At 63.9% G+C, this 11,655-nt stretch carries 11 protein-coding genes and 1 pseudogene; 9 read left to right on the forward strand and 3 right to left on the reverse strand.

Going from position 1 to position 11,655, the window contains the following annotated elements; translation table 11 throughout:
* Nucleotides 1–298 precede the first annotated feature (298 nt).
* Nucleotides 299–955, forward strand: a complete 657-nt coding sequence (locus ACTGJ9_RS25045; RefSeq protein WP_456673273.1) for a DUF2865 domain-containing protein — start codon at nucleotides 299–301, stop codon at nucleotides 953–955.
* Between the two features lie 129 nt (nucleotides 956–1,084).
* On the opposite strand, the gene ACTGJ9_RS25050 is transcribed toward ACTGJ9_RS25045, so the two are convergent.
* Nucleotides 1,085–1,657 carry an ester cyclase gene (locus ACTGJ9_RS25050; RefSeq protein WP_456673274.1) on the reverse strand — a complete coding sequence of 191 codons (573 nt, stop codon included), beginning with the start codon at nucleotides 1,655–1,657 and terminating at the stop codon, nucleotides 1,085–1,087.
* Between the two features lie 251 nt (nucleotides 1,658–1,908).
* Between ACTGJ9_RS25050 and ACTGJ9_RS25055 the strand changes: the two genes are divergently transcribed.
* The 3 genes from ACTGJ9_RS25055 (at nucleotide 1,909) to ACTGJ9_RS25065 (ending at nucleotide 3,213) form a co-directional block, all read left to right on the forward strand.
* Nucleotides 1,909–2,253, forward strand: a complete 345-nt coding sequence (locus ACTGJ9_RS25055) for a helix-turn-helix transcriptional regulator (RefSeq protein WP_456673275.1) — start codon at nucleotides 1,909–1,911, stop codon at nucleotides 2,251–2,253.
* A 60-nt stretch (nucleotides 2,254–2,313) separates the two neighbouring features.
* A complete protein-coding gene (locus ACTGJ9_RS25060) occupies nucleotides 2,314–2,523 on the forward strand; it encodes a WYL domain-containing protein (protein ID WP_456673276.1) in 210 nt (69 codons plus the stop codon).
* Between the two features lie 498 nt (nucleotides 2,524–3,021).
* Entirely contained in the window at nucleotides 3,022–3,213 is a 192-nt protein-coding gene (locus tag ACTGJ9_RS25065) for a hypothetical protein (protein ID WP_456678614.1), read from the forward strand.
* Between the two features lie 140 nt (nucleotides 3,214–3,353).
* Here ACTGJ9_RS25065 and ACTGJ9_RS25070 read toward each other — a convergent pair whose 3' ends face one another.
* On the reverse strand, nucleotides 3,354–3,710 hold the full coding sequence (locus tag ACTGJ9_RS25070; RefSeq protein WP_456673277.1) for a hypothetical protein: 357 nt from the start codon (nucleotides 3,708–3,710) through the stop codon (nucleotides 3,354–3,356).
* 886 nt (nucleotides 3,711–4,596) lie between these two features.
* On the opposite strand from ACTGJ9_RS25070, the pseudogene ACTGJ9_RS25075 reads away from it, so the two are divergent.
* Nucleotides 4,597–5,522, forward strand: a pseudogene (locus tag ACTGJ9_RS25075) (septal ring lytic transglycosylase RlpA family protein).
* Nucleotides 5,523–5,532: 10 nt separating this feature from the next.
* Here ACTGJ9_RS25075 and ACTGJ9_RS25080 read toward each other — a convergent pair.
* Entirely contained in the window at nucleotides 5,533–6,489 is a 957-nt protein-coding gene (locus ACTGJ9_RS25080; protein ID WP_456673278.1) for an alpha/beta fold hydrolase, read from the reverse strand.
* Between the two features lie 153 nt (nucleotides 6,490–6,642).
* Here ACTGJ9_RS25080 and ACTGJ9_RS25085 point away from each other — a divergent pair, with 153 nt between their 5' ends.
* The 4 genes from ACTGJ9_RS25085 to metG are packed head-to-tail and all read left to right on the forward strand — an operon-like array spanning nucleotide 6,643 to nucleotide 11,654.
* Nucleotides 6,643–7,905, forward strand: a complete 1,263-nt coding sequence (locus ACTGJ9_RS25085) for a D-alanyl-D-alanine carboxypeptidase family protein (RefSeq protein WP_456673279.1) — start codon at nucleotides 6,643–6,645, stop codon at nucleotides 7,903–7,905.
* A gap of 2 nt (nucleotides 7,906–7,907) precedes the next feature.
* A complete protein-coding gene (gene tmk, locus ACTGJ9_RS25090) occupies nucleotides 7,908–8,594 on the forward strand; it encodes a dTMP kinase (RefSeq protein ID WP_456673280.1) in 687 nt (228 codons plus the stop codon).
* Entirely contained in the window at nucleotides 8,591–9,637 is a 1,047-nt protein-coding gene (locus ACTGJ9_RS25095) for a DNA polymerase III subunit delta' (protein WP_456673281.1), read from the forward strand. Before tmk ends, ACTGJ9_RS25095 begins: the two co-directional genes overlap by 4 nt.
* A 46-nt stretch (nucleotides 9,638–9,683) precedes the next feature.
* A complete protein-coding gene (gene metG, locus ACTGJ9_RS25100; protein ID WP_456673282.1) occupies nucleotides 9,684–11,654 on the forward strand; it encodes a methionine--tRNA ligase in 1,971 nt (656 codons plus the stop codon).
* The last annotated feature ends 1 nt before the right edge of the window (nucleotide 11,655 follow it).

The raw sequence follows: 11,655 nt of genomic DNA on the forward strand, positions 1-11,655 counted from the left end.
CATCACCGTAATTCCGCTCGTTGAGGTCCGCTTATTCAGGCCCGGCGGACTAGATTTGCTCAGGTTGAGTTCTTCGCATTTTGACCTGAACCGGACGTCGGTCGGTTTCAACGCGGCGCGGACTCGGGGGGATCGCGGCTGCGACGGCGTCCCATAACGGCCGAAATGTGGCGCTTGCCGTGGCCACTCGCCCATTTCTTTCCCCTTCTCCGCCCAGCTTGGAGCGCGTTTCGTATCCACGATTGCCGCAAGCGCCCGAGGTGCTGAAGAGAGTTCGTTGCGTCCGGTGGAGCAAGCGATGCGTACGGAATTGTCCTTTCAGCGCAAGCTGCGTCGCATGCTTGTTGCTGTCGCCATCGTTGGCCCCGTGGCGCTGACGCCCGAAATGAGTGCGGCCGAAGGCTTGCTTGATTTCTTTTTCGGTGGCGGCCAAAAGCAACAGCAGGAGACCTCGTCTTTCAACAACAATCCGCAATCACCACCGCCGCGGCCGGTCGTCGTAACCGCGGGACCTGCCTTCTGCGTGCGCAGTTGCGACGGCAAATATTTTCCGCTGATGCGCGGCACGGCATCGTCGGCGCAGATGTGCCAAGCCTTTTGTCCGGCAAGTCCGACCAAGGTTTTCTTCGGCTCCAGCATCGACAGAGCCTATGCCGCAACCGGCGAACGATACGCCGATAGCGAAAACGCCTTCGCTTATCGGAAGGCGCTGCGAGCCGATTGCACCTGCAACGGCCACAGTCCCGCCGGTCTTGCGTCAGTCGATCTCGCGATGGACGGTTCGTTGCGCTCGGGCGACGCGGTTGCTACCGCTGACGGGCTCGTCGCCTATTCCGGCATACGGATCGGCAACAACCAGAGCCCAGACTTCACTCCGTTAGCGTCTTCCGAGTTGACTCGCACGCCGCTTCCGGGGGCGACCATCACGCCAAAGCCGGTGCCCGCGCGCGAGTAGCGCGTAGATGCAGATTGATGTGCAATCAAGTCCGACGATCACCTCTTGCAGAGCGTCAGACTGCCACCGCTGCAGGACGTGCGTTGCTGGCTTGATCACAAGTGAAGTGATCAGGCCACCGTGCCGCCGCTACTTGATCGGCGATGGCGAGGTCCATCTCTCCTGTGCCGTGGTGTCCGGCCAGTCGCTCCCGATGGGGTGCATGGCCTGCCACGTCTCGGCGAGCCTGCCGTTCACTGCCCGGTAGGTCTGAATGCCCGATTGCGACTGGGACTTGCCTGTCTCGGGGTCCGTCCACTTGAACGAGAAGCGGAACCATGCCCGGTTCCCCACGAACCAGTGATCGTAGACCACCGTGCGGAAGTCGGGCTTCTCCTTGCGGATTGTCGCGACTTCGGCGGCATAGTCCTCGCGCGTCACAACTCTCGTGCCCTTCTCGTTGTGCCTGATGTAGTTGTCCTCGATACAGCTAGGCACCAGGTCGAACTTGCCGCCGTGCCATACTTCCTCCCAGCGGTCGAACAGATCACGCATTTGGTTGTCTTCGGACACAGTCGAACTCCACGTCGTGTTAAATTCGGTGGATGTCGCTGCAAGCGCAGATCGGCATGTCGAAGACGTGAGCAGTGTCATGCCAAGCGTCATCATCACATCACGCCTTGTGCTCTGCAGTGCCGACTTGAATGTGATCTTGTCGGTCATGCCGTCGTCTTTACTTGCTGCGTTTGTCGTCCTGGCAGCGGCATACTACACCCCTCCTGACAGCATGGTGTCAGGAATGACCGAGGGGCCAGGACTATCGCAGACACCTGCCGCGTAGTCCGTGTTAGGCCGCGCCTCACGCCATCAGGATGGCAGCTCTATGCGCCGCGCCGACCGCCTCTTCGAGATCATCCAGATACTGCGCCGCAAGAAGAAGGCGACACGCGAGCGACCTTGCTGTAATCCTGGAAGTGTCCGAGCGCACCGTTTACCGGGACGTCAGGGACATGATTGCGCGAGGTGTGCCCATCGACGGTGAAGCCGGGGTTGGCTACATCCTGCGGCCCGGCTTCGACTTGCCGCCTCTGATGTTCGACGAAGACGAGATGGAGGCGTTGCTTCTCGGTGCCCGCATCGTTCAGTCGTGGGCCGACCCTGAACTCGCGGCGGCGGCTGCCAAGGTGATCCACAAGGTAGGCGACGTACTGCCCGAGGCACTGCGACATCATCTAGAGCTTGCGGGGCCGTGGGCACCGGCTGATCACACAGGCAAAGCCATCGGCTTCGATCAAGCCGCTCTGCGTCACGCGATCTGAAGGCAGCAGAAGGTCAAGTTCACCTACGAAGACCTCGAAGGGCAGTCGAGCGAGCGCGTGGTGCGTCCGCTGATCATGGCCTTCTACGGTCCGGTCTGGCTGCTGGCAGGGTGGTGCGAGCTTCGGGTTGGTTTCAGGGTCTTCAGGCTCGACCGGATCACTGCATTCACCGTTCTCGACGATGTCTTCAAGCCGGAGGCGGGCCGCACCGCAGCGGACTTCTTGAAGTGGGATGAAGAGCGGAAGCGATCCCGTCTTGCGCGGAAGTGAAGAGCTACGAGTGCGCAGCGCGGGGGTACCGGGCGGCGTACTGGCTGCTCGACTGAGATGGAACTGACACTTGCCCCATGGGAAAAGCCGCAGCGTGGTTCCAGCCCCACTGCGGCATTCCCGGGCAAATCAAAATTGGTCGGTACTCAAATCTCGCCGGTGTTCTCACAGTAGAACACCCCGTTCCGAAAATGGATTCCGTACAACTACCGGAATGCGAGTTTCCGGGCATGTCAGTCGAAAGCGACATGGCATCGCTCGCAAACCGTAAGTTTGCAATTTTCGGAATAATAGCATTTTGCCACTGTTTTGCCCGACGCGTCAACCGGCGCATGCGGGGACGCGCATGGTGGGCGCGCAAGACTTTGACTCGCCACGGCGCGGGCTACTGTGCATGGGGTTGTTTTCGACGTTTTAGCGGGGGACACGGAGCCGGAGCGCCCGATGGGTTCGGGCGCCTCTCGCGGAACCTTTTCCTTACCGCCGCGTTATCACGCCATGACAGAAGATCTTTCCTTCCGACGCAAACCCTTGACGCCCGAGCAGCGCCAGGCGCGCGATGCGGCGCGCCGCGTCGAGGCCGAGAAGGCCATGCGCGACCACGAGGCGGCGCAGAAGGCGTTTTACGAAAATCGGGAACGGCTGAGGGCGGAGCGGCTGGCCCGAGAGGCGGCCGCGGCCAAAGTCTGACGGCCGCCAGATCCGATCGGTCAGATTTCTCCAACCAGTTTCGCCTCGCGCCTCCGCTTCAGTGCCGGGGCGCGCGGTTGTCGTTGCACGCCATCGCTCGCAGCTCGCGGCCGCAGCGAGCAGCCGGCGGTGGATTCAATTCACTCGGGCTGCCTGCGCGCGGTGGCGTCGCTGACCTTGTCGACGAAAACGATCCCGACCGCCGAGGCGACGAAGGTGATATGGATCAGCACCTGCCACATCACGCCGCTCTCGGTGAAGCTGGCGCGGCTCGAGCCGAGATTGCCGGCCTCGATGGAGGTGCGCAACAGCGCGATCGAGGAGATGCCGATGATCGCCATCGCGAGCTTGATCTTGAGCACGCTGGCGCACTGCGCCAAGATCAGCCCGAGATAGAGCGGCAGCTGCAGCCAGCGCGAACCGAAGATGACCATCGGCAACAGGGCGAGCCGCGGCGAGGGTAGGCGGGGTCGGATGGTTTCAGGTTCTGCCGACATTCAACCCGACCGATCTGGATGACCTCGTCCTCATGTACGCCGCCGGATTGGCAGGTGGAAGACGCCGCGTGCGATCCGTAGCCGATCGGGTCGGGAGAGGCGGACGGTGCTTGCAGCGGCATTGGCAGGAGGCTCGGGCGGGCCGCGTCAGCAATTGGAGCGAAGCTTGCCGCTGGCGCTTACTCTGCCGCGGCAGCGGAGTGCTCTGAGAAAATCCGGAAGTGAGGGTTAGCCGAAGGCCAGGGCCACGAGGCTCGAGCAGAGCAGGACCAGACCGCCTGCGGTCAGTGCCAGAAAGCCGTCGGATACGAGGTCATGTTTGCGCATGGGGACACCTGTTGCTCTCGTCTTCGATGCTCGATCGGATTGATTAAGATTGTCCGAACATGCCGTCATGAAGAGGTGATGCAATGTCGCCCGCGCGAGCGCCGTCAGGCCCTCGTGCGGTAGCCTTCAAACGCATGGGCCAGAAAGATCCCCGCGCTTAACAGACCCATCAGTGCCGAAACCGTCTCGATCATCGTTAAATTCCAATCCGCCCCTGCAGCCGAGAAAACGCGGGCGGCCTTGCACAGTCAAAAGAATTCCGGTGAAGCCGGAGACAATGGGGGTGGAGTGAGCTTTTGGCGCAACAGCTTGTGCGGGACTGGCACAAAGCAGGCGGCGCCAAAGCCCTCACGCTCCGTAGATCAACGGAGAATGCCAAACGTCCTGTTTACCATCCCAGCGCGAACGCTGTGGGCTCCCCATTTCCGCCGTGTTCGGGTTGCGTTATCGTTACCGCCTCTGAGACGGTGGTGGGCCGGCTCGGAGCTTGAGGTCCGGAAGGCACTCCCCGTAAGCAAGCGGGTTGGGGCCGTCTCCGGCGAAATGGTATTTGGGGCGAATGGGGATTCGACGGTCAGATTCGGTAGTGCGGGCCGCGCGTAGCGTTGCGGCGGTCGCCACCTGCCTGGCGCTCGCCAATTGCGCCTCGTCCAACAAGTTCGCCAGCCGGGTCGATCCCAAATACGGCGTATCCTCGAGCCCGCGAGTCGTCGCCTGGGGCGATCCCGTTCCCAAGGGCGGCGGCACCTATCGCGTTGGCAAGCCCTATGTCGTGGCGGGCCGGACCTACGTGCCGGAGGAGGACGTCAACTACCGCGCCGAGGGCCTGGCGTCCTGGTACGGTGACGATTTCCATGGCCGCCAGACCGCCAATGGCGAAGTGTTCGACATGGGTTCGCTGACGGCGGCGCATCCGACCCTGCCGATGCCGTGCTATGCGCGGGTCACCAACCTATTGAACGGCAAGTCGCTGATCGTCCGCGTCAATGACCGCGGCCCCTATCACGGCAACCGCCTTATCGATGTCTCGAACAAGGCCGCTGAACTGCTTGAATTCAAAGGCAATGGCGTCGCCAGGGTTCGCGTCGAATATGTCGGCCGGGCGCCGCTCGAAGGCTCCGACGACCGCCAGCTGATGGCGACCTTGCGCACCGGCGTTCCGGCGCCGTCGCCCTCGATGGTCCGGATCGCCTCGGCGCGGCCGTTCGTGCCGGAGCTGTCGTCGAGCCGTGGCGCCATCCGGGGGATGTCCCGATGCCGGAGGGGCGGCCGTATTCGCTCGGCAACACCTCAGCCGACGTCGCCTCGATCAACGCGACCTCGGAAATGTCGGCCTCGAGCCGCAGCCGGGGCCGGGCGCTCCAGAATGCCCGGCAAGTGTCCTATGATGAGGACGGCCGCTATGCTGCCGAGAGAGGTCCTGCGGCGTCCGATGACGGGGCATCCGAAGCCCGCAGCATCCTGACCGGCCGCGGCCTCTACTGACTGCCGCGCATTAGGGCGAGGCCGCTTCGCGCAGGAACTCGACCAGCGCGGCGTTGACCTCGTTCGGCCGCTCCTGCTGCACCCAATGGCCGGCGCCCTCGATGATCAGCTTGCGCGTCAGATTGGGCAGCACCCGCTCCAGCTCGTTGACCCGCTTGGCGCCGATCAGGCCGGTGATGACGGCATCCTGCGCACCGGCGATGAAGAGGGAGGGCTGCCGGATCTGCGCGTCCTGCCAGGGCGCGGTCAGCTCCCAATTGCGATCGAGATTGCGATACCAGTTCAGTCCGCCGCGGAAACCCGACTTGCGGAAGGCTTCGGTGAAATAGGCGAGATCAGCCTCGCTCAGCCACGCCGGCAGCTGCACCTCGGCGCTGGCATGGCCGAGAAAGCCCTTGCCCTCCTGCACGAACGTCGCAGCGTTCGGATCGGCAAGTCCACGTCCGCCGAGCACGGTGCGCATGGTGCGGGCGACGTCACGCTCGAACTCGGCCTCCGCGACGCCGGGCGCCTGGAAGTACTGCCAGTAGAAATTGGTGATGCCGCCTTGGCGCAGCAGCTCGAGCGGCTTGCCGCGTCCGCGGAATGGCGGCGGCACGCTCAGGCCTGCAACGGCCGTAAAGATATCGGGGCGGAACAGCGCCGCATGCCAGGCGACCGGCGCGCCCCAGTCGTGGCCGACCACCACCGCCTTGGTCGCGCCGAGCGCCTGAACCAGGCCGACGACGTCGCCGACGAGATCGAAGATCGAGTAGGCGGTCACGTCAGGCGGGGCCGCGCTCTGGCCGTAGCCGCGCATGTCCGGGGCCACGACGTGAAAGCCGGCAGCCGCGAGCGCCGGGATCTGGTGCCGCCAGGAATAGGATAATTCCGGCCAGCCATGGCACAGCACCACCAGCGGTCCCTGGCCGGCCTCGCGGATGAAGAGGTCGATCCCGTTGGCCTTGATCACGCGGGTGGTAGACATCGCTTTTCCGCCTTGTTTCAGAGATTTGGTCGAGAAACATGAGATGCCACGATAGGGACGCAAGGAGAATCGTGCAATCTCGGAGGCAAGCACCGATCGTCGTGTTGTTCGCACCCGTTCCAACTGTTAGAAGGCCGCTCTCAGGGCTCCGCCATGGCATTTCGTCTTATCTCGCCCGGTCATACCGGATTTACGGCCGGGGCACTGGCGCGCGGGCTGGTCGCGGCATCGCTCGCTTTGAGCCTCAGCTGGGGCGGGGTCATCTACGCCGCCAACCAGAGCGTCCAGGGCGCCAAGAAGACCGAGGATGCCGGCTTCGACGGCGATGCCCCCACCGCGATCCTGATCGAGGCCTCCAGCGGCAGCGTGCTGTTCGAGAAGAACGCCGACGAGCTCCGCGCACCCTCCAGCATGATGAAGCTCATGACCGCGGAAGTCGTGTTCAACGCGATCAAGAAGGGCGACGTCAAGCTGACCGACGAATACCGGATTAGCGAGAACGCCTGGCGCAAAGGCGGCGCGCCCTCCGGCAGCTCGACCATGTTTGCGGCCATCAACAGCAAGGTTTCGGTCGACGACCTCCTGCATGGCGCGATCATCCAGAGTGGCAACGACGCCTGCATCGCGCTCGCCGAAGGCATCGCCGGCAATGAGCGGATCTTTGCATCCGACTTCATGACCAAGCGCGCCCGCGAGCTCGGCCTGACCAAATCGACCTTCGCCAACTCCAACGGCTTGCCCGACGCCGGCAACAAGATGACGGTGCGCGAGCTCGGCATGCTCGCCCGGCACATCATCCTGGACTTCCCCGAATTCTACAAATTGTTCGGCGAGAAGGAGTTCACCTGGAACAAGATCCGCCAGCCCAACCGAAACCCGCTGCTCAATTCGATGGAAGGCGCTGACGGCCTGAAGACCGGCTACACCAAGGAAGGCGGCTACGGCATGGTCGGCTCGGCCGTGCAGAACGGCACGCGACTGATCGTCGTCGTCAACGGGCTTGAGGATAGCGAGGACCGCGCCACCGAAGCCAAGAAGATGCTGGAATGGGGCTTTCGCAATTTCGAGACCCGTACGCTGATCGCGGCCGACCAGCCGGTGGGCTATGCCAAGGTGTTTGGCGGCGAGAGCCGTTCGGTGAAGCTCGTTGCGAAAGAGCCGATAAAGGTGATGGTGCACAAGAGCGGCGGCGACAAGCTGATCGCGCGCGTGGTCTATAACGGCCCAGTGCGCGCACCGGTGCAGGCCGGCCAGCAGGTCGGCATGGTCAAGGTGTGGCGCAGCGGCAATATCGCCGTCGAGACGCCGGTCTATGCGGCCGAAGCGATCGGCACCGGTTCGACCGTGCGGCGCGCGATCGACGGCGCCAGCGAGCTCGTGATCGGCATGTTCCGCGCAGGCGCCGAGAAGCTCTGACCATGAGCGAGCGCACGGGACAGCGGCCGTCCGGACGCGGACGTTTCATCACCTTTGAAGGCGGCGAGGGGACGGGTAAGTCGACCCAGATCAAGAAGCTCGCCGACCGTCTTGGTGCGGCGAAGCTCCGTACCCTCGTCACGCGCGAGCCCGGCGGCTCGCCGGGCGCCGAGATCATGCGCCATCTGGTCCTGTCGGGCATGGGCAAGCTGCTCGGTCCCGAGGCCGAGACGCTGCTGTTTGCGGCCGCACGCGACGACCATGTCCGCACCGTGATCGAGCCTGCGCTCAAGCAGGGCGTGTGGGTCCTTTGCGACCGCTTCGCCGACTCAACGCGGGCCTATCAGGGCAGCCTCGGCAGCGTGCCCGCCGGTTTGATCAACGCCATGCAGCGGGTCACGATCGGCGATCTCAAGCCGGACCTCACCATCATCCTCGACCTGCCGATCGAGATCGGCTTGGCACGCGCGGCGGCGCGGCGCGGCAGCGGCACGCCTGACAGGTTCGAAGGCGAGAAGCTCGCCTTCCACCACGGCCTGCGCGAAGCCTATCGCAAGATCGCCGCGGATGAACCCGCACGCTGCGTGCTGATCGACGCCAATTCCGATCCTGATACGGTGGCCGAACGCGTCTGGACCGCGCTGCGCGACCGTCTCCTGCCGACGCCCGCATCGGTGGTCTCAGCATGAGCCCGCGTCAGGTCGAGCGTGAATCCGCCATTCCGCACCCGCGTGAGACAAGCCGTCTGTTCGGCCATCGCGAGGCGGAGACCGCGCTGCTCACCGCCTACCGCAGCGGGCGCATTCCGCACGCCTGGCTGATCGGCGGGCCGCAGGGCATAGGCAAGGCGACGCTGGCCTATCGCATGGCGCGCTTCGTGCTTGCTCACGGCCAGCCGCTGGCGCCCGCCGTTCAAGGCGCCGAGGACCTCGCGATCGATCCTGATGACGCCGTGGCGCGGCAGGTGGCGGCAAGCTCGCATGGCGGCTTGCTGACGCTGGAGCGCAGCGCCAACGAGCGTGGTGTGTTGCGGACGGTCATCACAGTCGACGAGACGCGCGAGACCATCGCGTTCTTCGGCTCGACCGCGGCGGCCGAAGGTTGGCGCGTCTGCATCGTCGACACGGTCGATGAGCTCAATCCGAACGCGGCGAACGCGTTGCTGAAGATCCTCGAGGAGCCGCCGCAGCAATCGCTGTTCCTGCTGGTCAGCCACGCGCCCGCACGCGTGCTCGCCACGATCCAGTCGCGTTGCCGCAAGCTGCGTTTGCGCTCGCTCACGACCGACGACGTGATTGCCGCAACCGCCACGGCCGCCGACCTCGCTCCGACCGATCTTGCGTTGCGCGAGGCGGCGGAGGCCTCCGAAGGCAGCGTTGCACGGGCACTCACGCTGCTCGGCGGCGATGCGCTAAAGCTGCAGCAGCGCACGGCGGCGCTGCTGGCACGTCTGCCGCAAGTGGATCCGCGCGAATTGCACACGCTCGGCGAATCCCTCGGCACCAGTGACCGCGTCGCGCTTGCGGCCTTCATCGACGGCATCGATCGCTGGATCGCGGAACGCCTCCATTCCGACGAGGCCAATGCCAACCAGAACCTGCCTCGCCTTGCGCGCCTAGCTGAGGTATGGGAAAAGATCGTCCGCGCTGCGCGCGACACCGAAACCTATAATCTGGAGCGAAAGCCCTTGGTGTTCTCGGTGTTCGGTTGGCTGGCGGACGCAACGCGCTAGGCGCAGGTGCGTTTCCAATTTTGAGAAGCCGGTAAAGGAATTCGTGGTGGCAGCGCGAGCTAAGAAAACCGTCAAGAGCAAGAGCGGCAAGAAGGCTGCGAACAAGGCCACGAGAAAGGCTGTGAAGGCGCGTGCGGCGAGGGAAGCCAAGAAAAAGACCAAGAAAGCTGCCGCCAAGAAGCGCTTGACGAAGACGACAAAGAAAGCCGCCAAAAAAGCTGCAAAAAGGCAGGTCGTCGCCAGGAAGGCGCCGAAGACGAAGGCCGCCAAGAAGCCCGCCAAGGCTTCCACGACGAACAAGGCTTCCGCGACGAACAAGGCTCCCGCGAAGAAGGTGGCCAAAAACGCCAAGGCAGTTGCGCCGCCCGCGGCGCCAGCTCCCGTCGTCGCTCCGCTGAAACCTGTAAAGCCGAAGGTGCCGCGTGCGGCGAAGATCGTTGCCCCGAAGGCAACAGCGCCCGTGACGACAGTTGCGCGTGACAACGTCTTCTACATCTCGACCGCAATCGCCTATCCGAACGGCAACCCGCACATCGGTCATGCCTATGAGGCGATCTCGGCCGATGTGCTGGCACGTTTCGCGCGGCTCGACGGCAAGGACGTGTTCTTCCTGACCGGCACCGACGAGCACGGCCAGAAGATGGTTCAGACCGCGCAGAACGAGGGACTGACCCCGTCTGCGCTCGCAACCCGTAACGCCGACCGCTTCAGGCAGATGGACCAGCGCCTGAACGTGTCGTTCGACCGCTTCATCCGCACGACTGAAGAACAGCACCACCGCTCCAGCCAAGAGATCTGGCGGCGCATGGAAGCGAACGGCGACATTTATCTCGACAGCTATTCCGGCTGGTACTCGGTGCGCGACGAAGCCTATTACGCCGAGGACGAGACACGACTGAACGACGACGACGTGCGCCTGGGCCCGCAAGGCACGCCGGTCGAATGGGTCGAGGAGAAGAGCTATTTCTTTCGTCTGTCGGCCTACCAGAACAAGTTGCTCAAGCTCTATGAGGAGCATCCGGAATTCATTGGACCGGATGCGCGCCGCAACGAGGTCGTGAGCTTCGTCAGAAGCGGCCTGCGCGATCTCTCGATTTCGCGCACGACGTTCGACTGGGGCGTGAAAGTGCCCGGTGCCGAAGATCATGTGATGTATGTGTGGGTCGACGCGTTGACCAACTACATCACCGGTGTCGGCTTCCCCGACGAGAGCGACACGAACTGGCGCTACTGGCCGGCGGACGTGCATATCATCGGCAAGGACATTATCCGCTTCCACGCGGTGTACTGGCCGGCATTCTTGATGTCGGCGGGCATCTCGCTGCCGAAGCGGGTCTATGCCCATGGCTTCCTGTTCAACAGGGGCGAGAAGATGTCGAAGTCGGTCGGCAATGTCGTCGATCCCTTCAACCTCGCCGACCAGTATGGCGTCGACCAGATGCGCTATTTCTTCCTGCGCGAGGTCTCTTACGGCCAGGACGGCAACTACAATCACGAGGCCATCGTCGCGCGCATCAATGCCGATCTCGCCAACGATCTCGGCAATCTCGCGCAGCGCTCGCTGTCGATGATCGCCAAACAGTTCGGCGGCGTGCTGCCGGAGCCGGGCGAGTTGAGCGACAACGACAAGGCGATCCTGGCGATGGCCGACGGCATGATCGCCGCGTCGCGTGAGGCGATGGCGATGCAGCAGATCCATCACTGGCTTAACGCCGTGTGGGCTGTGGTTGCGGAGGCCAACCGCTATTTTGCGGGCGAGGCGCCGTGGGCGCTCGCCAAGACCGATCCGGCGCGACAGAAGACGGTGCTCTACGTCACCGCCGAAGTCGTGCGCCAGATCGCGATCTTGGCACAGCCGGCGATGCCGACCGCATCGAGCCTGCTGCTCGACAGCCTCGGTATCCCCGTGGACGAGCGCAATTTCGCGATGCTGGGCGGCGACAAGCGGATCGCTGCTGGTTCGACGCTGCCGGCGCCGACGCCGGCGTTCCCGCGCTACATCGAGCCGGCGGCCTGAG

The sequence above is a fragment of the Bradyrhizobium sp. RDM12 genome (assembly GCF_051917485.1).
In the GTDB taxonomy this organism is placed as follows: Bacteria; Pseudomonadota; Alphaproteobacteria; order Rhizobiales; family Xanthobacteraceae; genus Bradyrhizobium.

What these genes read in the sequence shown, in the direction of transcription:
- ACTGJ9_RS25045 (WP_456673273.1), top strand. Translation starts at nt 299, where the DNA reads ATGCGTACGGAATTGTCCTTTCAGCGCAAGCTGCGTCGCATGCTTGTT.
- ACTGJ9_RS25050 (WP_456673274.1), bottom strand. Translation starts at nt 1,657, where the DNA reads ATGACCGACAAGATCACATTCAAGTCGGCACTGCAGAGCACAAGGCGT.
- ACTGJ9_RS25065 (WP_456678614.1), top strand. Translation starts at nt 3,022, where the DNA reads ATGACAGAAGATCTTTCCTTCCGACGCAAACCCTTGACGCCCGAGCAG.
- ACTGJ9_RS25070 (WP_456673277.1), bottom strand. Translation starts at nt 3,710, where the DNA reads ATGTCGGCAGAACCTGAAACCATCCGACCCCGCCTACCCTCGCCGCGG.
- ACTGJ9_RS25080 (WP_456673278.1), bottom strand. Translation starts at nt 6,489, where the DNA reads ATGTCTACCACCCGCGTGATCAAGGCCAACGGGATCGACCTCTTCATC.
- ACTGJ9_RS25085 (WP_456673279.1), top strand. Translation starts at nt 6,643, where the DNA reads ATGGCATTTCGTCTTATCTCGCCCGGTCATACCGGATTTACGGCCGGG.
- tmk (WP_456673280.1), top strand. Translation starts at nt 7,908, where the DNA reads ATGAGCGAGCGCACGGGACAGCGGCCGTCCGGACGCGGACGTTTCATC.
- ACTGJ9_RS25095 (WP_456673281.1), top strand. Translation starts at nt 8,591, where the DNA reads ATGAGCCCGCGTCAGGTCGAGCGTGAATCCGCCATTCCGCACCCGCGT.